The sequence below is a fragment of the Myxococcus sp. CA056 genome, from assembly GCF_013336715.1.
Classification (GTDB): domain Bacteria; phylum Myxococcota; class Myxococcia; order Myxococcales; family Myxococcaceae; genus Myxococcus; species Myxococcus llanfairpwllgwyngyllgogerychwyrndrobwllllantysiliogogogochensis.
In genome coordinates this window covers 126,504-151,253 of sequence record NZ_JABUMT010000020.1, presented here as the reverse complement: position 1 = coordinate 151,253, position 24,750 = coordinate 126,504, and the positions used below count along the sequence as shown (strand labels likewise).

Sequence of the window (24,750 nt, the reverse complement as noted above, 5' to 3'; positions counted from 1 at the left end):
GACTGCAAGGCGGACGCCATGGCCACTGTTTCAGAGGGAAGTCGAGCCTCTGTGGCGACAGCGCACGAGGAACGCGCGAAGCCGCGTCCTCACGGAACGAAGCGGCGTCTCGTGGGAACGCACCCTCCGGAGGGCGGTCCCAGGGGAGACGCTGTAAACTCTCGGGCGAATGAACGGACCGTTCTCCATGCGCGTCGCGCAGTCAGTCCAGCTCAAGGCCAGCCCAGAGAAAATCGACGAGCGCCTGACTGCCTGGGTTGGCTCCTTCAGGCTGCCACCGTCTCCGGGCGAGCACAGGGGCCCTCAGTGGTATTCGGGACAGTGGCGCGGTCCTCGCCTCTTGATTCAGAGACAAAGCCCGGTGTGGGAGCCCTCGGCCGCGGTGTGGCGCCCGGTGTACCACGTCGAGTCCGAGCTGGAGCGCGTGTCCGAGCGTGACATCCAGGTGATGACCCGACTGGCGTGGCACCCCCGAATCATCGTCACCCTCCTGGGGCTGGCGGGGGCGACGCTCGCGGTCCATCGATTCACGTCCGGGGCACCCCATTTCTGGGGGCTTATGGCCCTGCTGGGTGTCGGCGTGAGCCTGCGCTGGTTCCTGGCGGCAAGGAGTGTGCGGCGCGAGTCGCGGGTCCTGAGGCACGCGCTGAAGATGATGGACAGCTGAAGACAGCGAGGAGGAATCCCCGGGGAGAGACCTCCGCGCGTGGTGCACGAGGAAAAATCGAGCAAGACGGCAACAGCGAGTGAGACCTTCACTCACGGGATTGTCGGTGTCAGAGACAGACAGCAAGATGCCGCGGTTTTCCGCGCCCCCTCTGTCTCGTCGTGCCCCCCCAAGGAGAAGTCCGAATGACACCGTCGAAGTCGCGACCCCACCAGGTCACGAGCACGTCACGCATCCATGCGCTGGCGCTGCTCGCGACCGTCCTGCTCGTACTCCCCACCGCCGCGCGCGCGCAGACGACGTACACGCTGTTCGCCCCCGCCTCCGCGCCCGCCGTCCCCTCCGTCACCAATGACTTCGCCGCCGTGGAGCTCGGCGTGAAGTTCCAGTCAGACATCGAGGGAGACATCCTCGGCATCCGCTTCTACAAGGGCACCGCCAACACCGGCACCCACGTGGGAAGTCTCTGGAGCGCCGCCGGCGTGCGCCTCGCCTTCGCCACCTTCACCGGTGAGACGGCCTCCGGCTGGCAGCAGGTGACGTTCTCCACGCCCGTGCGCATCAGCGCCGGCACCACGTACATCGCCTCGTACCACGCGCCCGGCGGAGCCTACGGCTTCACCAGCGGAGGCCTGGCGTCGGCCGTGGACTCCCCTCCTCTGCACGCGCTCGCGAGCGGCACCAGCGGCGGCAACGGCGTCTTCACCTACGGCGCCGCGGGCTCCTTCCCGACGAGCAGCTTCGGCAGCTCCAACTACTGGGTGGACGTCGTCTTCCGCCCCGCCGCCCCCGTCACCCTGTGGCCCTCCACCGCCACGCCCGCCGTCGCCTCCGTCACCAATGACGCCCTCCCGGTGGAGCTGGGCGTGAAGTTCAAGACGAACGTGAGCGGCAACGTGCTGGGCGTGCGCTTCTACAAGGGCGCCGCCAACACCGGCACCCACGTGGGCAGCCTCTGGAGCGCCAACGGGCAGCGCCTGGCCTTCGCCACCTTCACCGCCGAGACGGCCACGGGCTGGCAGCAGGTGACGTTCTCCACGCCCGTCGCCATCGCCGCCAACACCACCTACATCGCCTCGTACCACGCCCCTGTCGGCTCGTACGCGTTCGACAACGGCGGCCTCGCCAGCGGCCAGGACACCCCGCCCCTCTTCGCGCTGCCCGGCAGCACCAGCGGCGGCAACGGCGTCTACACCTACGGCGCCGCGGGCTCCTTCCCCGTCAACAGCTTCGGCAACTCCAACTACTGGGTGGACGTCGTCTTCCAGGCCACCGGCGCTCAGCCCCCGACGCAGCCCCCGGGCAACACCTTCCGCCTCTTCGCCGCCACGGCCACCCCCGGCACCGCCACCGCCAATGACACCGCCGCCATCGAAGTGGGCGTGAAGTTCCGCGCGGACGTGGACGGACAGGTGAAGGGCGTGCGCTTCTACAAGGGCAGCGGCAACAACGGCACCCACGTGGGCAACCTGTGGAGCGCCGCCGGCGCGCCCCTGGCCTCCGCCACCTTCATCAACGAGACGGCCGCGGGCTGGCAGGAGGTGACGTTCTCCTCCCCCGTCGCCATCACCGCCGGCACCACCTACGTGGCGTCGTACTTCGCGCCGCTCGGTGGCTACTCGTTCGACAACAACGGCCTCACCGCCGGCGTGGACGCCCCTCCGCTGCACGCCCTGCCCGGCGCCACGACGGCCGGCGGCAACGGCGTCTTCGTCTATGGCTCCACGTCCACGTTCCCCAACGGCAGCTACCAGAACTCCAACTACTGGGTGGACGTCGTCTTCGAGTCCAACGGGCCGCCGCCCCGTCCGGGCGTCCACGGCGCGGGCCCGGTGCTCGTGGCCACCTCCCCCGGCAACCCCTTCACCGACTACCTGCGCGAAATCCTGGAGGCCGAGGGCATCGCCGCCTTCGCCACCACCGATGCCGGCAACATCGGCGTCTCCGTCTCCCTCAATGACTACAAGGTACTCGTGCTCGGCGAGCAGACGCTGAGCGCGGCCCAGGTGACGCTCGTCACCAACTGGGTCACCGCCGGTGGCAGCCTCGTCGCCCTGCGGCCCGCGGCGAACCTCCAGTCCCTGCTTGGCCTCAATGCCTCTCAAGGCACGCAGGCCAATGGCTACATCCTGGTCAACGCCACCCAGGCGCCGGGCACGGGCATCACCGCGGAGACGATGCAGTACCACGGCCTCGCCGACCTGCGGACCGTGGTGGCTGGCACGCGCACCGTCGCCACGCTGTACGCGGATGCCACCAACGCGACGGCGTACACCGCCGTCAGCCAGCGCACCGTGGGCACCGGCACCGCCACCGCCTTCATGTATGACCTGGCGAAGTCCGTCATCTACACCCGCCAGGGCAACCCCGCCTGGCAGGGACAGAACCGGGACGGCTCCTCCATTGGTCCGGGCGCGCGCGCCAGCGACATGTTCTACGGCAACGCGTCCTTCGACCCGCAGCTGGACTGGGTAAACCTGGGCAAGGTCCAGATTCCCCAGGCGGACGAGCAGCAGCGCCTGCTCGCCAACGTGCTGCACCAGACGAGCACCACGCCGCTGCCGCGCCTCTGGTACTTCCCTCGCTCCAAGAAGGCCGTCGTGGTGATGACGGGCGACGGACACCCGGGCGGCGCCTCCACCCAGCGCTGGAACCAGTACCTCGCCGACAGCACGTCCGGGTGCAGCGTGGACGACTGGGAGTGCATCCGCGGCACCATCTACGACTACGTGGGCGGACTGAGCGCCACCCAGGCCAACGGCTACGTGGCGCAGGGCTTCGAGTACGCACTGCACATCAACACCGGCTGCGCGGACTACACGGCCAACACCCTGAACCCGAACTTCTTCACCCCGCAGCTGGCGAGCTTCGCGTCCGCCTTCCCCGCCGTCCCCGCGCCCGTCACCAATCGCACGCACTGCATCGCGTTCAGCGACTGGTCCACCCAGCCCAAGGTGTCGCGCCTGCACGGCATCCGCATGGACACCAACTACTACTACTGGCCGGAATACTGGGTGCAGGACCGCCCGGGCATGTTCACCGGCTCCGGCCTGGCCATGCGCTTCGCGGACCTGGACGGCACCCCGCTGGACGTCTACCAGCTCGCCACGCAGATGACGGACGAGTCCGGTCAGTCCTATCCGCTGCACATCGACACGCTGCTGGCCAACGCGCTGGGCACCAAGGGCTACTACGGCGCCTTCAACGCCAACATGCACGTCGACTCGCAGCCGTCGGCCGGCTCCTCCGGCTCGGCCGCCATCATCGCGTCCGCGAAGCGTGACGGCGTTCCGGTCATCACCGCGAAGCAGCTGCTGGAGTGGCTCGATGCCCGCGAGGCCACCCAGGTGTCCTCCCTGGCCTTCACCGGCACGGTGCTCACCTTCAACGTGACGAGCCCCGCGCGCAACCTGTCCCTCATGGTCCCCACCCGCACCACGACGGGCCGCACGCTGCTGTCCGTCACCCGCGCGGGCTCCGCCGTGACGACGGTGACGCGCACCATCAAGGGCGTGGACTTCGCCTTCGTCGACGGCGCCCTGGCCGGCACCTACACCGCCACCTACAACTGAGTCACTCGCGCCCCCACAAGGCGCGTCATCGTGCGGGGCCCGACGCAGTGCATGCGCGTCGGGCCCCGTTTCATTTCACCTCCGATGAAACCTGGGAGGTCCTGCCTTTGACATGGGGTGCCTTGTGTCGGATGGCCCGCAGCCTCTATGACGCGCCACCGGTCAGGCGCCCTGCTGGCCGCCCCCGAACAAGGACCCCACGCCCCATGCTCAAGAAGATTCTCATTGGCCTCGCCGCCCTGCTGCTCATCCTGGCGGGCATCATCGCCACACGCCCCTCGGAGTTCACCGTGCAGCGCACGGCGACGCTGCCGGCGAGCCCGGACATCGCCTTCGCGCAGGTGAATGACTTCCACCTGTGGGCCGCGTGGTCTCCGTGGGAGCGGTTGGACCCGAACATGACGCGGACGCACTCCGGCGCGGCGTCGGGCGTTGGCGCCGTCTATGGGTGGACGGGCAATGACGACGTGGGCGAGGGTCGGATGACCATCGAGGAGAGCAAGCCCAACGAACTGGCCCGCATCAAGCTGGAGTTCATCAAGCCCTTCGCCGCCACCAGCATCACCACCTTCGCCTTCAAGCCCGTGGAGGGCGGCACCGAGGTCGTCTGGAGCATGACGGGCACCAACGGCTTCATCGCCAAGGCGATGTGCATGGTCATGGACATGGACGCGATGGTGGGCAAGGACTTCGAGTCGGGCTTCGCGAATCTCAAGACGGTGGTGGAGGCGGAGACGAAGAAGCGCGCCGAGGCCGAGGCCGCGCGCGTGGCCGCCGCGAAGGCGGAGGCGGAGAAGGCCGCCGCCGAGCTCGCCGCCGCCGCCGCGGGCACGCAGCCGGTCGTCGCGCAGCCCACGCCGTAGTCGCCTCCCAGCACGACGCCGTCTTCCCGACGCCCCTGTGTCGTGGTCCCCTCGGGTCCACGCGCGGGGGCGTCCTCGCGTGGGCCGCATGCAGTGTCGACCGCTGACACCTCCGAGGACCCGACCTGGCGGGTGGTGAACGCTCGCGCCCTTCGATGGAGCCTCTCTTTCCCTGGCACACGACGGCGGGCGTAGACCGCGAGCGCGCCAGTTCCCGGCGCGTTTCCTTCCCCTGGGAGCCCTCATGCCGCCGCGCAAGACTCCGTCGAAGCCGAACCCTCCGCCCCCCAGCAAGAACGAGCAACTGGAGGCATACCGCGCACGCCAGGAAGACACGGTGCTGACGACGGACCAGGGCATCCGCATCTCGGACACGGACAACTCGCTGAAGGCGGGCCTGCGCGGCCCCACGCTCCTGGAGGACTTCCACTTCCGCGAGAAGATGACCCGCTTCGACCACGAGCGAATCCCCGAGCGCGCCGTCCACGCGCGCGGCGCGGGCGCCCATGGCTACTTCCAGGTCTACGAATCCCTGGAGCGCTACACCCAGGCGCGCTTCCTCACCGACCCCAGCCTGCGCACGCCCGTCTTCGTGCGCTTCTCCACCGTGGGAGGCTCACGCGGCTCGGCGGACACCGTGCGCGACGTGCGCGGCTTCGCCACCAAGTTCTACACGCCCGAGGGCAACTACGACCTGGTGGGCAACAACATGCCCGTCTTCTTCATCCAGGACGGCATCAAGTTCCCCGACTTCGTCCATTCGGTAAAGCCGGAGCCGCACAACGAGATTCCGCAGGCGTCTTCGGCGCACGACTCGCTGTGGGACTTCGTCTCGTTGGTGCCGGAGACGGCGCACATGGTGATGTGGCTCATGTCGGACCGGGCCATTCCGCGCAGCTTCCGGCACATGGAAGGCTTTGGCGTCCACACCTACCGGCTGGTCAACGCCAAGGGCAAGGCCACGCTGGTGAAGTTCCATTGGAAACCCGTGCTGGGCACGCACTCGCTCGTCTGGGACGAGGCGCAGAAGGTGTCCGGCAAGGACCCGGATTTCCACCGCCGAGACTTGTGGGATGCGATTGAGCAGGGGAACTTCCCCGAGTACGAGCTGGGCATCCAACTGGTTCCGGAAGGCGACGAGCTGAAGTATGGCTTTGACCTGCTGGACGCGACGAAGCTCCTGCCCGAGGAGCTGGTGCCCGTGCAGAAGGTCGGCAAGCTGGTGCTGGACCGAAACCCGGACAACTTCTTCGCGGAGACGGAGCAGGTGGCCTTCTGCGTGGCCAACATCGTCCCGGGCATCGACTTCACCAATGACCCGCTGCTCCAGGCGCGAATCTTCTCCTACCTGGACACGCAGTTGACGCGCCTGGGCGGTCCCAACTTCGCGGAGCTGCCCATCAACAAGCCCGTCTGCCCGGTGAACAACCACCAGCAGGATGGCTTCGGCCGGCAGACCATCAACACCAGCCGGGCCAACTACCACCCCAACTCCCTGGGCGGCGGCTGCCCGATGCTGGCCGACCCCAAGTCGGCGTTCGTCCACCGGCAGGAGCGCGTGGAGGGGCACAAGATTCGCGCGCGCAGCGGCAGCTTCGGGGACCACTTCAGCCAGGCCACGCTCTTCTTCAACAGCCTGTCGAAGCCGGAGCGCGAGCACCTTGTCTCCGCGCTCGAGTTCGAGGTGAGCAAGGTGGAGCGCGCGGAGATTCGCGAGCGCGTGGTGAACCAGATTCTGGTGAACATCGACCGGCAGATGGCCGAGCGGGTGGCTCGCGCGGTGGGTGTCGCCCCACCGAAGCCACCCAAGGCCTCGGACGCGTCGGCGGGCAAGCCCGCGCCCAGGCTGAAGGCGTCCCCGGCGCTCAGCATGGAGAACACGCCGCACGACTCCATCAAGACGCGCAAGGTGGCGGTGCTCGTCGCGGATGGCTTCGCGGGCAAGGAGCTGTCCCAGGTGCGCAAGACGCTGGAGGGGCTGGGCGCCCTGGTCGAAATCGTGGGCCCCACGCTCGCCCCGGTCTCCAGCGCGGACGGGAGCAAGGAGACGCCGGTGAAGACGTTCCAGAACACGTCGTCCGTGCTCTTCGACGCCGTCTATGTCCCCGGCGGAGACAAGAGCGTGACGGCGCTGAAGAAGCTGCCGCTCGCGGTGGACTTCGTGCGCGAGGCCTACGTCCACTGCAAGGCGCTGGCGCTGTCCGGCGCGGCCACCACGCTGCTGGACGCGGCGGGTTTGTCGCAGCCCATGGCCAAGGGGCTGGATGACTCGATGGGCGTCGTGCGCAGCGCCAGGAACGAGACGCGAGGCTTCGGGCAGATGTTCGCCAAGGCCATCGCCGCGCACCGGCACTGGGTGCGCGAGGCGCCGCCCCCGGCGTAGCGTCAGCCGGGCGTGCGTCCCACGAAGAGGCCCAGCGCGAAGGCCGCCCCCATGAGGAGCAACACCAGAATCATGGGGACGCCACCTCGCGACTGGGCCTTCACGGCCATCGCCGCCTGTCCCGCGCTGGCCTGCTCCTCGGGGACGATGAGGCGGACCTTCATGACCGCCTTGACGAGCACGTCCTCCACGTCATGGAGGAAGCGCTCGTACTCCTCGGGCGCAAGCTCCAGGGGCTCGCCGTGGTGGGACTCGTAGCGCTTCGCCACGCCCTCGAAGCTGCGCAGCTGGGCCTCGCGCTTCGACACGTCCACCCAGCCGCACACGACGGACGGGCCGGAGCCCTTGCGCGGAACCAGGGAGATGGACTGGCGGGCCAGCTTGCCGCCCGCGGTGCTCGGGCCCTCGGGGTCGTCGATGCGCAGCACGCGGTGCGGCCCGCGCCCATACATCTTCTTCGCCAGGGCGTCGCGCAGCTGCTCCGCGAGCAGGGCGGAGTGGTTGGCGAACATCGTCCGCAGCGCGGGGCCCTCCTCCGCGGCGGCGACCACCTTGCCAGCGGCGGGTTCCAGCGGACTGAGGCGCACCACGCCCGCCGTGAGGCCCTGTGAGGGCGGCTTTTCGCCCCCCTTCGACAGCCAGCCCGTTGCCTTCGCGGCGGGGGGAGGCTTTGACGGCGAGGCCCTGAGCATCGGAGGCGCGGGTGGGCGCAGCTCCGTGGCGGGAGCCGCCGGGGATCCACTTCCTCGAATCTCGGTGGCGAAGGGCGGCAGCGCATCGTCGCCCCGACCCTCGCCCGTGGTGAAGAGCTGATATTCCTCGTCGTTGCCACCGTGCACGCCCGTGGCCGAGGTGTCCTCGTCGTCGTCCGCAGCGGAGACCTCGGGCCCTCGTCCGCGTGCGCCCGTGGCGCTCCTGCCGGTTCCTCGCGCTTCGGTGAGGATGGCCTCCTGGCCTCGGCCACCGCCCCGTGCGTCCGACGCGCCACTTGCCGCGCCTCTGCCGGTTCCTCGCGCTTCGGTGAGGATGGACTCCTGGCCTCGGCCACCCCGCGCCTCCGACGCACCGCCCGCCTGCGCCCGGCTTCCCGCACGTGCCTCCGTGAGGATGGCTTCCTGGCCCCGGCCCGCCCCTCGCGCTTCCGTCTGAATGGCTTCCTGGCCCCGGCCCGCCCCTCGCGCTTCCGTCTGAATGACTTCCTGGCCCCGGCCACCCGCGCGTGCTTCCGTCTGAATGACTTCCTGGCCCCGCCCCGCCCCTCGCGCCTCCGTGAGGATGGCTTCCTGGCCCCGCCCCGCCCCTCGCGCTTCCGTCTGGATGACTTCCTGGCCTCGACCACCCGCGCGCTGCTCGGAGGGGCGAGTTCCCGTGGCACGGCCACCGCGAGCCTCCGCGGACTGGCCCTTGCGCACGTCGGTGATGATTTCTTCCTGCGCGTCGAGGGGGCCGATACGCGTCTCGGGATGGGGCGGCTCCGGGGGCGCCAGACGCGTCTCCTCCGGGCGGTAGGACGACGGGATGTCCCGCGTCGCGTCCTCATCCTCCTCGGGCGCGATGCGCGTCTCCTCGCTCCGGCCGGGCCCACCGCCCCGCCTCTGTCCGTTCGCCATGGCCACTCCTCGTCCCGCCGAGGATAGCCCGGCCCGCGCCCGTTGGGTCAGCGCACGAGGCGAACCCGCAACGTCCTCGCGTCCGAGCGGCCCCGGTCATCCACCGCCCGTACCACATACGTCCCTGGTTTCGCGTCCCACTGAAGTGGCTCACCCCGCGAGGCCGTGCCCACCAGTTGCTCGTCCACGAACCAGAACACCCGCCGCACGTCCGCGTCCGTCACCGCCGACAGCGGCACCGCGCGCGAGGACTCCGACGACGCCCGCAGGTTGTAGTCCACGCCTTCCTCGGGCGTGGTGATGCGCGGCGCGGTGCCCGTGCTGGCGCTGCGCTCCAGGCCACAGTCCTCGCCCTCCGGAGGCGGCACGCGCCGGGGAAGGCCCGCCTTCTGGAACAGCCGCAGCAGGTCCGACGGCCAGAACTCGAACACCTCCGCGCGGGTGGAGGGCCCCGGTCCACACGCCCTCAGCCCCGAGCGAGCGTCCACCCACACCTCGCGGTGCACGTCACAGGTGTGGATGGGCGAGGTGCCCGGGATGAACCACGTGTCCACCTTGCGCGAGCAGTGCGGCCCCGGCAGCCCCCCGGACAGCGCGCACACGCGCACGCGGCTCACGCCCTCCGGAGGCGTCTGGAGCACGCGGCGCACGTCCGCGTCGCGCGAGCGCACCGAGTCCACCAGCTCGAACATCAGCGGCGCGGCGGCCGTCTGTCCCACGAAGGCCGGGTTGGGCTGCCCGTCGAAGTTCCCCACCCATACCGCCACGACATAGGGCCCCACCACGCCCACGCTCCACGCGTCCCGGAACCCGGTGGACGTCCCCGTCTTCCACGCCACGGGCACCGTGTCGCGCGTCCACTCCGAGCGAAAGGACTGTGAGGGCCGATTCGCCGTGGCCAGGGACTCCAGCACCAGGAAGCTGGCCTCCGGGCTCAGCAGCTTCACGCCCTCTTCCACGGGAGCGTCCACCGTCCAGCGCAGCGGGCGCAGGTGGCCGCCGTGGCCCAGCATCGCGTACAGCTCCACCAGCTCCGCCATGGTGACTTCGGCGGAGCCCAGCGCCAGGGAGAGGCCGTAGTGCTGCTCGTCGCGCAGGCCCGTCACACCGGCCTTGCGCAAGAAGCCATGCAGGCCCGGGGCGCGCAGCTGCTTCGTCAGCGCCACCGCCGGAACGTTGCGGCTGCGCACCAGCGCCTCCACCGCCGGGAGCGGTCCCGCGAACTCCCCGTCGAAGTTCTCCGGGTCATACCCCCGGAAGCCCAGCGGCGAGTCCTTCAACATGGTGCGTGGGTGCAGCAGGCCCTCGTCGAAGGCCAGCCCGTAGATGAACGGCTTGAGCGCGGAGCCCGGCGAGCGCTTCGCGTGCGTGCCATCCACCTGGCCCTCGATGCGCGCGTCGAAGAAGTCCGCCGAGCCCACCGCCGCGCGCACCTCCATCGACCGCCAGTCCACCAGCATCGCCACCGCGTTGCGGATGCCCATGTCGCGCCGGCGCTCCACGTACTGCCGGACGTGGCGCTCCAGCAGTCGTTGCAGGGGCAAATCCAACGTGCTCGTCAGGCTCGCGCCCACGGGGGCCCGCCGCAGCACGCTGCCCACGAAGTGCGGCGCGAGGAAGGGCAGGTCCTCCGGCTGATGCACCGGGAGCGGCTGGGCCAACAGCGGCCGGCGCTCCGTGTCCTCGGGGTGCTCCACCCGCCAGCGCTCGAAGAGGCGCAGCCGCGCGGCCGTCAGCGACCCTGAGTCCCGGCCCGGGTCCCTGCGCGCGGGGCTCTGCGGAATGACGGCCAGGGTGAGCGACTCGCCCAGGGTCAGCCGGGCCACGTCCCGGCCGAAGTACACGAGGCTGGCCGCGCCCACGCCCTCCACGTTGCGGCCATAGGGCGCCAGGTTGAGGTACGCCTCCAGCAGTTCGTCCTTGGACCAGGTGCATTCCAACTGAAGTGCCCGCAGCATCTGCATGACCTTGCCGCCGGGCGTGCGCGACTCGATGCCATAGCGGATGCGCGCCAGCTGCATGGTGAGCGTGGAGCCGCCCATGCGCCGCCCGCCCGTCAGGTACGTGCTCCACACCGCGCGCCCCAGGGCCACGGGGTTGATGCCCGGGTGCGAGCGGAAGTGCTGGTCCTCGTGGAGCAGCGTGGCCTCCACGAGCGTCGCGGGGATGCGCTCCAGCGGCACCCACAGCCGGTACTTCTCGTCGGGGGACAGGGTGAGGCGCAAGAGCCGGCCCTCGTGGTCGAACACCGCCTGCGAGAAGCCCAGCCCCTCGCGCAGCGGCGGCCGGGGCACCGCGACGTACAGCGCCGCGAGCCCCAGCACCACCCCCAGCAGCTTGCGCCACCCCCGTCGAATCACGGCGCCGTCACCGTCACCTGCGACGCCACCGAGCGAGCCTTGACGCTCCGGTCATACATGCCCTCGGCGAAGGCCGGAGGCATCACGAAGCGGCCCGCGTTGGTCGCCTTGATGCGGTAGATGAACTCCGTGACGGTGGTGCCCGCCGTGCCGTAGAGCACCACTCGGTCCTCGCGCACGTCCACGTACTCGGGGCTGAAGCTGGAGCGATCGCTTCCCACCGGCGGCAGCCACCCACCGGCCACGGGCGCGGGCTCCGGCTCCCGGTAGGAGTTGTCCTGCGACTCGTCCTCGGACCCGCCGCCCTCGTAGGACTCGTCCCCTTCGGAGGAGCTGTCACCCTCGCCATATTCGGAGTCGCCCTCCGACTCGGGCTCGGCCTCGGGTTCGGGCTCGGGAGGCGCGGGCCGCTCCAGCACCACCTCGAAGCCTCCTGGCAGCAGGTCGGTGATGGCGATGTGGGACGTGTTGCCCTGCAGCCCGCGAAGCTTGAGGTGCACCTCCACCTCGCCGCCCAGCGGGACGTCTGTCACCACCTTGCCGTCCAGGCTCCTCAGCTCGCGCTGCACCTCCAGCTTCTCGATGATGGGCGCCGTGGGCACCTGCGCGTCGTAGCCCGCCTGCGTCACCTGGAAGAACAGCGGCGCGCTCGCTCCGCTCTTCACCCGGACGGAGGTGGCCTGCTCGGAGAAGGCGACCTTGGGGAAGAGTCCCTCTGGCACCGTCAGCGGACGCAAGGTGTCCGCCACCTTCTCCAGCAGGGCCACGCCCGCGCGCGACGGCGTGCCCTGATCACCCAGCGCCTTCGCGTAGGCCTCCAGGCCGAGGATGGCGTACGCGGAGGACAGCGTGTTGAAGCGCTCCTCTCCGAGCGGCTTCGCCAGCGACACCAGCATCGCCCCGGTGATGCTGGGGAGCCGCTCCGGGAAGTGGCGCGATATCAGGTAGAGCACCTGCGCGTCGTAGACGAGCCCGTCGTAGAGCGCCGCGTAGTCGTTCTCCTGGGGCGCGCCGATGAGCACCTTCTTCATCGCGCGTGTGGCTTCCTTCTCCTGCTTGAGCAGCTTGTACGTGGCGCCGACATACGCCGCCGTCAGGTCCACCGGCCACGTCTCCGCGGCGTTCGCGTCCAGCCACTCGCGCAGGACATTCACCGCCGAGCCCTGCACCTTGCCGTTGCGGGTGAGCACGTACTGCGCATAGGCCACGTTGCGCGCCTGGGTGAGGTCCTGCGGCTCGCGCTCCGCCAGCGTGCCCAGCCACGTGAGGCCCCGGTTCATCATGTCGGCGGGTACCGCGAAGCCGCGCTCCTTCGCCTCGGTGAGGAAGTGCAGCGCGTAGATGCTCGGCAGCACGGGCGCATACGAGTTGGCGGCCCACAAGCCGAAGGCGCCCTCGTCGTTCTGCCGGGTGCGCAGCGTGTGGAGCGCGGCGGCGAAGCTGGCATCGGCCACCTGCGGCCCCTGGCCCAAGAGCTCGCGGCGTCCCTTCAACGTCACCGCCGGGAAGGCGCGGCTGACGAGCTGCTCGGTGCAACCGTAGGGATACTTCTCCAGGTACGCGGACAGGCCGCGCGCCAGGCCCAGCGGCATGGGGGACGCGCTCACCTCCAGCGTGCGGAAGGCGCCGTGCATCTTCCGGGGCACCGCGAGGTCCGCCTCGCCGTCCTTCACGTAGCCGCCCTTCACGGACGTCAGGTAGGGCACAGCCGGACGGACGCTCAGGTCCACGGACTGCCGCCCCTTCTCCTTGCCCAGCGACGAGGTGAAGGTCAGCGTCCCCGAGCCGAGGACGGACTTCGCGCGCACCCGGAACGTGGTGCTCCCCTCTCGGCCCTCATCGATTTTCAGCGTGCGCCGGGCCTCGTCCAGCACCTCCAGGTGCTCGGAGGTCTTCAGCTCCAGCGTCACCTCGCTCCCCTTGCCCGCGCCCTCCACGCTGTTGGCCACCGCCACGCCCACGTTGAACTCGTCCCCGGGGGCGACGAAGGTGGGCACGCTGGGGGTGATGACGAAGGGGCCCCGGATGACGGCGCGGCGCGTGGAAGCACCCACGGACTCCTGGCCCACGGCGACCGCCATCACCCGCAGCTCCCCGTTGAAGCTGTCCGGCACGGGGTAGACGAGCTCGCGCTCCGTCTCGTCGATGTCGACGACGCCGGACCAGTACGCCACCGGCTTGTCCCGCTTGCGCTTGAAGGGGTTGAGGTTCTTGCCGATGGCCGCCATGCCCTCGTCGTCGCCGCCCATGGAGGACACGGCCTTCGACACGGAGAACTCTGGCAGGAGCAGGTCCAGAATCTGACCCGTGCGCACCTCCAGCGCGCGCTTCTTGAAGAAGTGCGCCAGCGGGTCCGGCGTCGAATAGCTCGCCACCTGGAGGATGCCCTCGTCCACCGCGTACACGACGGCGCGGCCCGGCCGGTTGCCCTTGTAGCGGATGCGGTACGGCTCTCCCGGACGCCCCTTCTCCGCGCTGGTCAGCGTCACCTGCAGGACGCGGCTGTCCTTGCTCACGGAGAACGGCACCACGCCGTAGCTCAGCGGACTCATGAAGATTTCCTGCGAGTCCATGGCGCGCACGAAGGTGACGTTGACGTACCCGTTGCCCTCCAGACCCGGCGGGAGGCGAATCTTCTGCACGGTGCTGGTGGCGTCCGCCTTGAACCAGGCCCAGGCGTGGACGCGCTCGCGCTCCAGGGTGATGAGGCCCGCGCCGGTGTACGGCGCCTTGATGTTCAGCTCGATTTCATCCCCCGGCGCGTAGTCCTGACGGGAGAGCTTCACCTCCAGCTCCGCGTTCTTCTCCAGCGTGCGCGTGAGGTTGGCGTGCCCCGCCACCGTGTAGTCCACGCGGCTGAGCTCCGTGCCCTCCCCGTCCTTCACCACCACCACGAAGTCGCCCGGCTGCTCCGTGGACAGCGCGTACTTGAAGCCGGCCTCGCCGATGGTCAGCTCCCGCGTGCGCAGCACGGTGTCGCGCCGCGCGGACTGGTAGGCGTACGTGCCATTGGGCTGCTGCGTGAGGACGGACACCCAGCGCCGCTCGACGAGCTCCGCCTTGAGCCCCTGCACGGCCTTCTTCTTCAGCGTCGGGTCCACCGCGATGAAGTCCACCGAGCGCGCCGAACCCTGGCTCAGGTACGTCAGCCCACCATCCGGCTTGAAGCCGACGAGGTACGGCAGGGGTGACACCAGCACGGAAGCCTCCGAGGACACGCCTCGCCCGCCCTCGGCCTCATAGCCCTCCGCGAGCAGCGACACACGCCACGTGGCCTTCTCGAACTTCTCCAGGCCCAGCTCCAGCTCCACCTCGCCCTCGTCGTTGGTGGTGGAGTCCTCCAGGCGCTCGCTGAAGCTGCGCGTCGCCATCATCGGGTCATGGAAGGTGTAGCCCGGGTACTGACGGAAGCCGGGATACGCAGGGCTGAAAGACAGCTCCGCGGACACTCGCCGGTCCGCCGCGGCGATGCCGAAGAGGTTCTTCAGTGTCACCCGGCCCTTGAGCCCCTGGGGCGGCACCCAGCCTTCGAGCCGGTCGGTTTCGAAGCGCGTGGTGATGCGCATCCGGTCCGGGAGGAACTCCTCCACGCGCACCTGCGTCGAGCCGAGCAGGCTGCCTCGCAGCCCGTCCTTCACCACGTACAGGTTCACCGCGTAGTGGCCCGTGGGAGACGTCTCCTCCGTCGTGTACTGGAGCGACTCCAGTCCGGTGGCGGAGAGGGAGAGCTTCTGCTTGTGCACCTCCAGGCCGCGAGGGTCCGTGACGGAGGCCTCCAGCGGCACGCCCGTGGGCGGCTGGCTCCAATCGGAGGGCTTCACCACCATGGCGACGTGGAAGGTGTCGCCGGGTCGGTACAGGCCCCGGTCCGAGAAGAGGAAGGCCGTCAGGCGCTCCGGCGTGGTGCCGCTCGTCATGCCGCCCACGTCGAAGCGGCTGAAGTTGAGCTGCCGGTCCGAGCGATTGAAGGGCAGGAAGGCGAAGTCCTCGCCCTTGCGCGCCAGATAGGCGATGGGCGTCTGCTCGCGCGTGAAGTCGGTCAGCTTGGGGAAGGCCACGTGGCCGTCCGCATCGGTGGTCGCGCTGAGCACCGGCAGGCCGTTCTTGCCCAGCACGCTCACCGTGACGCCTTCGGCGGGGAGCCCCGCGCCGAGCGACTGCACGAAGAGGTCATGCGAGCCATCCGCGCTGTCCTTCACCACCAGACCCAGGTCCGTCACCAGCAGGAGCCGTGAGTCCTCCTTGCCCGTCGTCCGATTGTGCGCGGCGTCCCAGCTCTGCACCTTGAAGAAGAACAGGCCCCGCCGGGCCGAAGGGTTGTTCGCGGGGGTGAGGTACTCCGTCAAATCGAACGCGGCGTACTGCGCCTTGCCCCGGCCCACGCCTTCCAGCGGGCGCACCACGGAGAAGCTCTCGGTGATGTTCTGCTCGTCGAAGCGGTAGTTGCTGAAGCTGGGGTGCGCGAAGCGGCCCTCTGTCTGACTCACCAGGTGGTTGAGCTGGTCCGGCAGCACGCGGCCCAACTGGAAGCGCAACGCCTGGACGTCGCGTGAGAGGACGGTGACCTTCTTCTCACCCGCGAGGCTGAGCAGCGCGCCCTCGTGGAGGATGCTCACCTCCTCGGGGAAGCGCGGCACGGACTCGGTGCTGTTGAACTCCTCGGCCAGCACGTAGCCGCCGGCGGAGCGGGTGCCCTTCTTGAGCCGGATGTAGAGGTAGCGGCCTACGTCCGCGCGGATGCGGAAGCTGTGCAGCGTGGCGTGCTCCTTGTCCGCGGGCACCGGGTCCAGCGCCAGCTTCTCCGCCTTCGCGAGCAGCTCGTCGCCGATGAGCCGCGCATCGCTCCAGGAATGGTTGGTGCGCGCGGCCTCGTCCGCGGTGGCCGGCCTGTCCTTGGGCAGCACCCAGACCTGGAGGTTCTTTCGCAGCTCCTCCTCGGTGACGCCCGTCGTCAGATTGACGATGAGCACCTGCTCGGGCTCGTAGCGGTCATTGCGCACGAGCGACACGTTGGTGCCCGACACGCGGAAGTAGCTGAACATGCCGGGGATGGTGACCTGCCGCTCCTGTATCCCTTCGGTCCCCTTGCCGCCTCGCGCGGCCTGGACGCCGGACGCCATCCGCAACACCATGGTGGCCTCCTTGTCGGGGATGGGGATGAGGTCCGACTGGAGGTAGGCCTGTCCCTTCAGCTTGTCGTAGGTGACGTTGAACTTGTGCTCTTGGGGACGTGAGCCCAGCAGCCCTTCCTTGGGCACGTCGAAGCGCAGCGAGAGGTTGCGCACGAGCGAAGCCGGGTCCACCGGATGCGAGAAGGCCACCGTGGCCACCACGCGCTTCTCCTTCGGATTGCGCGGGTCCTCGTAGAACTCCATGCTGTTGATGGACGCGGTGAAGGGCTCCGAGCGGAACAGCGTCTCGTAGGACTCGAGCAGGATGTGCTCGGGGAAGAGCGAGCGGTCCAGCGTGACGCGATACTCCTGCCCCACGCCCCAGTCGGCACCCGGAACGAAGGAGAGCGTCCGGTCATTCGACCAGCGCCACGTTCCAGGATGCTCGGGCTTGAGGGTGATGCCCGCCGTCACCGGCTTGCCGATGGCTTCCAGCGGGGCCACCGAGCCGGTGAACCGCACGTGCACCGAGTCCCACCGAGGCGTGCCGTCGTCGAGAGGCGTCAACGAGGGAGACGTGGCGCTGAGCGAGTAGCGCACCGGCTGAGGCCGGCTCTGATACCAGCGATAGCCGGCATCCGCCGCGACGACGAGCAGCCCCAGGGCGACGACCGACAGCGCGATGCGCTTGGGATTGCGGCGGACCCAGCCGAACACGGCGCGCGCGAAACGGGCGAGGGCGTGGCCCAGCACGGCGGCCCAGGTGGGAGGCGTCCAGCGAAGCTCACCGAAGATGCGGCGAGCGAGCCGAGGTCTCGGCGGGGTGGGTTCGGATTCGTTTGAGGACATGGGGTGTCGTGCGGCGGCGGGAGCCAGCTCAGCGAGAGAGCAAGCACGGGGCCAGCGCGGCGCGATGTAAGCACGGCGGCCGGGTGAAACTGAAACAGGGGGGCTGTGTACCGAGGACCGCGCGTCCCGTGCGCGAGGAGCCGCGAGTCACCACCCACGCGCGGCTGGCTGACCGCTCACCCGAGACGAAAATGACTCAGGAGGGAGGGCGTCGGGGTGAGGTGCGCCGGGCCCGCGGCGTCAGTACGAAGGCGAGCCACTTGACGGCGAGCCACTTGACCAGGGCAGCTCGAACCAGCGGCGCTTCTCATGGCCTGCGGGGCTTGCCGGCTGGGATTGCGGTGGGTTGTAGGACGGGCTGCCCCAGTCCGGAAAGTCGACGACCATCACCTCACTGCCTCCTCGGTGCGGCATGAGCCGAATCAGGCCCACCAGCAAGGCCGTCAAGGCCAGTATGGCGAAGACCCAACGCGGGTTGCTCCATTGCGAGGACCCGCGAGTGACCTCTGTCTCCTCATGAGCGGTGACCACCTCGAGTGGGGGCTGAGCACGCTCCTCGGCCTTCTCGACAGTGACGGGTACGGCCACGGCCGCCGAGGCTTCGACGGTGGACTCCACGGGCGGATGCGCACCGCTCCGCTCCCGCCCTTCACCTGACGCCTTCGCTCCCTCGTCCGAGGAGGCCGAAACGACTGGCGTGGAGGGCTCGACCGTCAGTGCCTCGACCGACGCCCGCAGCGCGGAGAGCGCCTCCACCGCCGAGGAGAACCGCGCCGAGCGCTTCGGCGCGAGCAGCCTGCTCAAGAAGACGCGGAGCGGCTCGGAGACCTGGAGGTGCTGCTCGAACGACAGCACCAGTCCCTCGTCGACGAGGTCCGCGGGCTCGCGTCCACTGAGCCCATGGACCAGCGTCGCGCCCAGCGCGTAGAGGTCGCAGGAGGGCTCCACCGTGCCACCGAGCTGCTCGGGCGGCATGTACCCGAACGTCCCCACCAGCGTGGACCCATGTGTCACATCGCGCGACAGGTGACGGGCCGCGCCGAAGTCCACCAGCGCCGCGCGTCCATCCGGCCGGAGGATGAGATTCGCCGGCTTCACGTCACGGTGCACCAGCGCGGGCGTGCGCCGATGCAGCGCCGAGAGCGTATGAAGCACCTGCTCCGCCAGCGTCCACGCCTCCGCCTCGTCCAGCCGGCGGCGAGAGATGCGCTCGAGCAGCGTCTCCCCTTCGAGCAGCTCCTGCGCGAGATAGAGGCGCGTCCCCACCCCGCTGCCCTCCTTGAAGCTCGCGACGAAGCGCGGGATGTCCGGGTGCTCCAGCGAGCGCAGCACCGTGGCCTCCCGCTCGAAGGCGTCGAGTTGCTCCACCCCGGGCACCAACGCGAACAGCAGCTCCTTCAGAGCGACACGCGCCCCCTGCCCATCCACCGCCAGGTACACGCGACCATGCGGAGACTGCGAGACGAGCCGCAGGACGCGATATCCGCCCGGCGCCACGGCCGCGCCGCAATGGGCGCAACGAGCACCTTCCAGCATGGCGTCACACACCACACACGCCGCGCCCGCGTCCTCTTCACGAAGCCCTGACTGAGACCGGACACGCTCCACGCCGCACCTCCCGCAAGGGCCCCAGTCTACGGAGCCCTCCGGGGCGAATGCGAACCATGGGCCAACCGAATCCCGCTACGTCCGGCTGTACACGTCCGGGTCATGCCGCTCCATGAACCGGTCCGGGCTCTTCAGGGGCGTGAAGCCATACTGGGCATACAGTCCGTGGGCGTCCCGAGTGGCCAGCAGGAAGCGCCGCAGCCCCTGGAGGTCCGGATGGGCGAAGACGACCTCCATCAGCCACTTGCCCAGGCCATTGCCCTGCTGCGTCTCCAGGATGAACACGTCACAGAGATAGGCGAACGACATCCGGTCCGTGACGACGCGCGCGTAGCCCACCTGCGCGCCGTCCGCGCCATACAGGCCGAAGACCATCGAGTGACGAATCCCCTTCTCCACCAGCGCGCGCGAAATACCCGGGCTCCAGTACGAGCGCGTCAGGTAGCCATGCACCACGTCCACGTCGAGGCGGGCGGAGTCGTCGGAGATGACGAAACCGTCCTGGCGATGAACCACATACACACCGGACACGGCGGGAGACACCGCTTGCTGGGTCATGCGAAACATGTTTCCCAGCCCGAAGCCGCCACGCAAGCCCGGAATGCGGAACGCCGGGCTCAGCGCTTCGTCGCGCCCGCTTCCCGGGCCTCCACGACCTTCACCCAGTCGGGCTTCACCGGTGTCGGGCGGTAGTCCTTGTCCAGCCGGACCTCCTTGCCCATTTCAATCGTCCAGCACTCCAGCTCACGCAGCCACAGCTCGTGCAGGTGCGCGCGCGCCCGCTCCGGCTCCATGAAGACATACGCCACGCGCGTCAGCGGCTGCCCGGGCCCCACCGCGCCGTCCAGACGCAGCGAGCACGCGTCCAGCATCTCGCTGGCGGACACGTCGCGGCCGTGGATGACCATGCGCAGTAGCTTGTCCTTCGGCTCATAGAAGCCGTCGAACGTGTGTTTGCGCTTGTACCCGGACCGGATGATGCCGCCCTCCGCGTTGGCTCCCATGCGCGCATGGCCCGGCTTCGCCTCCGCGAGCGCCGTGGCGGAGTCCGCCTCCAGGTCATGGAACTGGACCAGGGAGACGTCGTCCGGCCCCTTCAACAGGCGCCACGGTCCGAACTCCAGCCACCGGCGCGACACCAGCCGCGCGTGGCCCTGGCCGCGGAACGCACAGCCCCAGCCGTGCGGGTAGTGCAGGTCATCCAGGATGGGCGCGGCGTACGCCTTGCCGTCGACCTTCCAGTCCGAAAACAGGCTGGCGAACGACGCCAGGAAGAAGGGCAGCGGCGCCAGCTCCGCGAGCACCTGCCGCGCGTCCCTCTCATGCGACCCCGCGACGAGGGCCACGGGGGACTCGACGAGGAGGAAGTTCCAGGAGTCGCCCGCCCAGACGGCCTTCGCGCGCCGCCGGGCATTCAGCATGCGCGTCTCCAGCCAGTCCGCGCCGGGCGACTGGTCCGTGAAGTCCACCGAGAGCGCGCTCGGGGACGTCTTCGGAAGGAGTCGGCTGACCATGGCCCGCACCAGGACTGGCAGGTCAGGACCCGACAGCCCCAGCTTCATCTCCGTCTCCGTCACCCCGCGACCTCCTGGCCCCCGCTACCTCGTGATGCCGAGGGTCTTCTCGAGCTCCGCCTGACTCTGGTTGAGGATACCCCGGTTGTTGGCATCAATCATCAGCGACGTCCCGTCGGCCTTGAAGACCTCCACCTTGAGGTACTGGCCGCCGGAGCCGTCGAACATGTCGTGCAGGAACTTGGAGTTGGCCACCACGCCCCGGGGGTCCACGAAGGTCTCCACCACCTGCTCGATGGGCGTGTCCGTCCCGTCGAGCGTCTTGCCGTAGAGCTTGACCAGGTCCATCAACTGCTCCTGCTCGCGCTCACCGAACTTCGTGGAGACGTTCTTCAGCTCGCGCACCGTGCCCGGCTCCAGCACGTCGATGCGGCGGTTGGCCGTGAAGCTGACGCCGAGGTCGGCCGCGGCCTGCTTGCTGACGGTGACCTCCGTGGCGCCGTGGCGGGTGCTCTCGAAGGTGGACTGGTACCAGCGCTGGGCGAGCGCGCCCTTGTCCGCGGGCCCCAGCTCCCGGGTGATGCGCAGCATCTCCGTGTGGCTTGCGGCCACCAGCGCCTGCTCGGGACTCTGGGTGACCTTGAGCGCCTCCGCGTAGGCGGGCGTGGCGCGCAGGCGGGCCGGGTCCGTCATCCGCGTGAGGAGCTGGTCGGTGTACTTGTCCTTCAGCTCGTGGCGCACGGTGCCGAACGACAGGCCCCCGGGCGACTCGCGCAGCAGATTGACCAGCTCCTGCTTGTCCTTGATGAGCCCCTCGGCCTCCAGCGACTTCACCCAGGCGCCGAACGGCGACTTCGGGTTGTTGCCGCCCAGGGCGTCGAACGCCTCCTGGCGCGTGACGTTGGCGGGGAACTTGGGCTCGATGTAGCCGGTGGGCGCATCGGTGAACTCCCCGAAGATGCCCTCGGCCTCCTTGCCGGACGGCTCGTACAGCTTCCGGGGCCCGCTCTCCACCGAGTTGCGCTGCAGGTAGAGCTGGCCGTTCTCGTTCTCCACCCAGAAGTGGTCCTTCGGCAGCCCCTCGGCCTCCGTCGTGGGATAGCCGCGATTGAGCGCCTCCGTCTTCCCCTTGCTGAGCTGCTCCGCCGCGACGTAGCCGCGCGCCGGGGCCAGTGAGCCCACCTGCGCGGCGTGGGTGTCGAGCTGCGCGCGCAGGTCCGCGATTTCGCGCTCCATCACCTCGCGCTGCGCCGCCGTGGGCACCTCGCCGCCGCCGTTGAGCTTCTGCAGCCGCGTGTCGATGCGCTGCTGCACTCCCTCCAGGTCCTTGATGATGGCGTTGAGCTTCTTCACCTCGAGCTGGGACTCGAAGCCCTGGGTGCCGTAGCCCGGCTGCCCCGTGAGCGCCTGATTCACCCGGTCCTTGAGCTGACGGACCTGACCCAGCGGCCCCTCGTACTTCTGGAGTGTGCGGGCCGTCTCCATGTGCGCCTGGATTTGCGCGGGCGTGGCGTCCGGCCCCGCCTCGATTCGCACCCGCCCGTCGCCGTAGCGCACGTGCACGGTGCCGCCGTCCAGCGCCGGGTTCGTCAGCACCGGCACCTCGCGCGGAGCCGTCAGGCGGGCGGCGCCCTGCATCACGCCGTCCATGGCCACGCCGCCGCCGGCGCCGAACACGGTGCCCACCGTGCCGTCCACCACCGCGCGCTGGCCCACCTGCTGGAGGCCCGGCAGCAGGCCGTTCTTCCACGTCTCGCTCTGGAGGGACTGGTCTGTCGCGCCGCCCAGCGCACCGCCGACGCCGCCCTCCCACGCGCCCTGGATGGCCGTGCTGCGCAGCCGCTGGCCCACCGTCTGCTTCGCGACCTGTTCGACGGTCTCCGTGGCCGCCGTGGCGCCCGCGCCGCCCAGGCCCTTGGGCAGGGGGATGACGGCGGTGCCGCCCTCCACGGCGCCCACCACCGCCTGCTGGGCGACCCCGTCCATGCCCAGCGAGTCGCCCTTGAAGTACGCCTGCGTCGCCACGCGCGTCGTGGCGCCCAGCGCCGCGTAGCCCGCGATGGCCAGCGGCGTCGCCGCGCCACCGGTGGCCACCACCGCCGCCGTCGTCACCACCGCGACGGCCGCCGTGGCCGCCATGTCCGCGGTGCTGTCCTTCGTCTCCTGCAGGTCCTTCACGTCGTCCGTGGCGTACGTGGTGCGCCGCTGCGCCGCGGACGTGTCGCCCGTGGCGATGGCCGTCTCCGCCGCCGTCAGGTTGCGCTCCAGGCGCTCCGAGTCCGACTCGCCCTTGGTGACGTTCTGGATGGTGTCGATGATGCCCAGACCGCCGCTCTGCTCGAACTGCTGCTGCGCCCGCAGGCGGTCCACTTGCTGCTTCGCCGCATCCGGCGCCTTGGGGTCGATGGCCCCCAGGTCATACATCTGGTCGACAATCTCGAACTTGTCGCGCCCGCCCAGCTCCGACGTCAGGTCCGAGCGCAGGTCCCGCTTGTAGAGGTCGCGGTACGCGGCGGTGATGTCATTGATTTGCGCCTTGGACTTGTTGCCCAGCACCTCGCGCAGCGCCGCCTCGTCCGTGCCCACGCCGTCCATGGCCCGGTGGAGCTGCTCGGCCGCCGCCTGCGCCTGGCCGAGCTTGTCATCGGCCGCGGGAGGGTTGAGGTATCGCAGGCCCACCTGCGTGTCCGCGCCGCCCCAGCCCCGGACCTCGGACTCCAGCGAGCGGCCCGTCTGCTTCTGGAACTCCGCCTTGAGGGCGGACATGTCCTCCGGCTTGGTGTTCTTCAGCACGTCGAGGATGGCGCTCTCGTCCGCGCCGAACCAGCCCTGCGTCGCGCTGTTGATTTGCGCGGCGCTGGCGGCGGCCGGGTTGTCCTCCATCAGCCCTCGGGCGCGGGTGTACTCCTCCTTCGACAGCTTCTTCTGAAGCTCCGCCTGGAGCGCCGCGTCCGCGAGCAGGACCTTCTTCTGCTCCGGGGGCAGGTTCTTCAGCGTGTCGAAGACCTTGTCGCTGTCCGCGCCGAAGAAGCCCTGGAGCGCGTCATGCACCTTGGAGCGCGCCGCGCCCGCCTCCAGTTGCGTCACCTGCTCCGGCGTGGTGGCGCGGGTGGTGTCCAGCAGGCTGTTGAGCTGCGTGCGCTGGGCGTCATCCAGGCGCGGGCTCAGCGCCTGCTTCATGAACTCCTCGGGCGTGGAGGCCCGGATGTTCGGATGGTCCTTGCCGTACATCTGCTGGAAGGAGCGGGCAATGGACTGACGCTCCGCGGGCGTGGCGTCGCGCAGCGTGTTGACGATGGCGTCCTTGTCCCCGAAGAAGCCCGTCTGCTCCTGGATGGCCGCCGCGCCCGCGTTGCCCTTGTTGCCGGACAGGATGTTGTTGACGCGGGTGAGCTCGTCACCGCTCAGCTCGTCGCGCAGGACCAGGTCCAGGTGTTCCTTGTAGTGCTCCCGGAAGGACTGGCGGATGAGCGCGATGTCCCCCGGCGTGCGCTTGTCCAACGTCTTGAAGATGGCGGCCTCGTCCGTGCCCCAGCCGGTGAGGCCGCCCTTCGTCGCGCGGTACAGCTCCGTGGCGTCCTTGGCCGCCTGCTCGCGGGTGTAGCCCGGCGTGACGCCCGGAGGGCCCGCGGGCGTCTGCCGTTGCGCCGGAACCTGGGTGGTATTGGCCGGAACGAAGGAGCTGGCGTTGGTGGCCCGGTTGCCCGCATTGCGGGCCGACGTCGCGGCCTGCTGGGCGAACGTGGTGGCCTGCTTCACGGCCTGCTCCGCGCGGGTCAGCTCGGCCTTGGGCGCGTTCTTCTTCTTCGCCTCCGCGAGCGCCGCCTGCGCCTGCCTCAGCGCTTCCTGCGCCTGTTTGGCCGCGGCTTCCGCGCGGGCCTGCGCCTGGGCTGCCTGCGCGGCTTGGGCCCGGGCCGCTTCCGCCGCCGCACGGGCCGCTGCTTCCGCCGCGAGCTGCGCCGCGCGAGCGGCACGCTCGGCTTCCGCCGCCGCGCTCGAAGCGCCTGAATCCCCTGTACCCGTGGCTCGAGTGGAACCGCCCTCGTTGACTCGCATGCCCCCGACTCCGCGAAAGTCCGCCACGGCGGACATGGACCTACACGAGTCCAGCCCGCAATGCGGGTCCACTCGTCACTCGAAAGAGATTATCCGAGATTCGATGCGAGGAGTTGTGTGAGGCAGGAAGGCGGGTCGCCAAAGCAAGACGTCCCAC

Annotated in this window: 11 protein-coding genes; 4 read left to right on the top strand and 7 right to left on the bottom strand. The window is 69.6% G+C overall.

Going from position 1 to position 24,750, the window contains the following annotated elements:
- The first annotated feature begins 340 nt into the window (after positions 1-340).
- From HUA76_RS41470 to HUA76_RS41455, 4 genes are all read left to right on the top strand, one after another.
- On the top strand, positions 341-667 hold the full coding sequence (locus HUA76_RS41470; protein WP_174464029.1) for a hypothetical protein: 327 nt from the start codon (positions 341-343) through the stop codon (positions 665-667).
- Between the two features lie 185 nt (positions 668-852).
- Positions 853-4,239, top strand: coding sequence for a DUF4082 domain-containing protein (locus tag HUA76_RS41465; RefSeq protein ID WP_174464028.1), 3,387 nt, complete (start codon positions 853-855; stop codon positions 4,237-4,239).
- Between the two features lie 206 nt (positions 4,240-4,445).
- Positions 4,446-5,102, top strand: a complete 657-nt coding sequence (locus HUA76_RS41460) for an SRPBCC family protein (protein WP_174464027.1) — start codon at positions 4,446-4,448, stop codon at positions 5,100-5,102.
- 244 nt (positions 5,103-5,346) lie between these two features.
- Positions 5,347-7,485 (top strand): catalase, encoded by a 2,139-nt coding sequence (locus HUA76_RS41455; protein ID WP_174464026.1) that lies wholly within the window; start codon positions 5,347-5,349, stop codon positions 7,483-7,485.
- Positions 7,486-7,487: 2 nt separating this feature from the next.
- Here HUA76_RS41455 and HUA76_RS45910 read toward each other — a convergent pair whose 3' ends face one another.
- From HUA76_RS45910 to HUA76_RS41420, 7 genes are all read right to left on the bottom strand, one after another.
- The gene (locus HUA76_RS45910; protein ID WP_254614819.1) at positions 7,488-9,095 is read right to left on the bottom strand and encodes a hypothetical protein; all 1,608 of its coding nucleotides are present in this window, start codon (positions 9,093-9,095) and stop codon (positions 7,488-7,490) included.
- Between the two features lie 47 nt (positions 9,096-9,142).
- Positions 9,143-11,455, bottom strand: coding sequence for a penicillin-binding protein 1C (gene pbpC / locus HUA76_RS41445; protein WP_217440882.1), 2,313 nt, complete (start codon positions 11,453-11,455; stop codon positions 9,143-9,145).
- On the bottom strand, positions 11,452-17,415 hold the full coding sequence (locus HUA76_RS41440; protein ID WP_174464025.1) for an alpha-2-macroglobulin: 5,964 nt from the start codon (positions 17,413-17,415) through the stop codon (positions 11,452-11,454). The genes pbpC and HUA76_RS41440 overlap by 4 nt, the downstream gene beginning before the upstream one ends.
- 240 nt (positions 17,416-17,655) lie before the next feature.
- Complete coding sequence (locus HUA76_RS41435; protein WP_174464024.1) at positions 17,656-19,023, bottom strand: serine/threonine-protein kinase; 1,368 nt, start codon at positions 19,021-19,023, stop codon at positions 17,656-17,658.
- Positions 19,024-19,098: 75 nt separating this feature from the next.
- Entirely contained in the window at positions 19,099-19,581 is a 483-nt protein-coding gene (locus HUA76_RS41430; protein ID WP_174464023.1) for a GNAT family N-acetyltransferase, read from the bottom strand.
- Positions 19,582-19,640: 59 nt separating this feature from the next.
- Complete coding sequence (locus HUA76_RS41425) at positions 19,641-20,600, bottom strand: hypothetical protein (RefSeq protein ID WP_174457705.1); 960 nt, start codon at positions 20,598-20,600, stop codon at positions 19,641-19,643.
- A 21-nt stretch (positions 20,601-20,621) separates the two neighbouring features.
- Positions 20,622-24,593, bottom strand: a complete 3,972-nt coding sequence (locus HUA76_RS41420; protein WP_174464022.1) for an annexin — start codon at positions 24,591-24,593, stop codon at positions 20,622-20,624.
- Positions 24,594-24,750 lie beyond the last annotated feature (157 nt).